Origin of the sequence: Emticicia sp. W12TSBA100-4 (assembly GCF_040253585.1) — a bacterium.
Classification (GTDB): Bacteria; Bacteroidota; Bacteroidia; order Cytophagales; family Spirosomataceae; genus Emticicia.
Genome location: NZ_JBELAU010000069.1, coordinates 1 through 689, shown reverse-complemented (window position 1 = coordinate 689; position 689 = coordinate 1). Strand labels below are relative to the sequence as shown.

The following is a 689-nucleotide window of genomic DNA, read 5'->3' as shown; positions in this document are numbered from 1 at the left end:
TTTAACCAATACCGCTACCCAGCCAACTTGTGGAGGCAGTAACGGGAGTGTATTACTTATCTTAAATGGCGGTATATCACCAATTACTTATAGTAAAGATGGAACAAATTTTGTATCAACGAATAGTTTTTCAAACTTAGGAGGTGGTACTTATACATTTACAGCCAAAGACGGCAATGGCTGTACGGCCACAACGAGTGTAAGCTTACAGTCAATTACAGGTCCAACATTAACAGCAGGAACGGTGATTCAACCCAGTTGTAATTCATCGAATGGTAGCGTAACTGTAACAGGGACAGGAGGCAGTGGCATGCTTACGTATAGTATAGATGGTGGAGTTTATGGCAGTGCGAATATATTTACAAATTTGGCAGCAGGTTCTCATACTTTCACAGTCAAAGATGCAAACGGTTGCATCGGTACATTGAATGTGGTATTGGTAAATCAGGGTAGTAGTATTAGTGTGACCAATAGTGTAGTATGTGATAATTTAGGTAATGGGACAGTGAGTTTAACTGCGAGTGGAGGTATGAGTCCTTACCAGTACAGTAATGGGACTGGTTTTGTGACGAGTAATGTATTTTCTAATGTCTTAGCAGGGACTTACACCTACACTGTTAAAGATGCCAATGGTTGTACAGCAACCACTACAGCATCTGTAAGTTGTAATGTTGTATGTAATAATGTTG

1 pseudogene is annotated in these 689 nt (G+C 40.1%); it reads left to right on the top strand.

What is annotated here, in order from left to right:
• Positions 1–689 (top strand): annotated as a pseudogene (locus ABR854_RS25775) (hypothetical protein); the annotation flags it as partial.